Genomic DNA, 262 nt, shown 5'->3' with positions numbered 1-262 from the left:
AAAGGCTGCAGGAGCGAAAATCAGACCCAAACGCCAACCCGTCATAGCATGCGACTTCGATAAACCATTGATAATAATTGCCTGATCTCTCAACATAGTTCCCAGAGATACATGGGCTTCCCCTGTATAGGTCAATTCTGAGTAAACCTCATCACAGACAACAAAAATTTCGTACTTGCGTAAAACAGCTGCCAAGTCTTCCAACTGCTCCCGACTATAGGTAATTCCTGTCGGGTTGGCTGGATAGTTGAGAATAACCGCC

At 45.4% G+C, this 262-nt stretch carries 1 protein-coding gene; it reads right to left on the bottom strand.

Going from position 1 to position 262, the window contains the following annotated elements:
- A partial coding sequence (locus ACYQ78_RS39745) for an aminotransferase class I/II-fold pyridoxal phosphate-dependent enzyme (RefSeq protein ID WP_459806167.1) occupies positions 1-262 on the bottom strand: 262 nt, incomplete at both ends.

Source organism: Herbidospora sp. RD11066, assembly GCF_054661255.1.
Note: the sequence above shows the minus strand (reverse complement) of the source record. Positions and strands in the feature narration are given on the sequence as shown.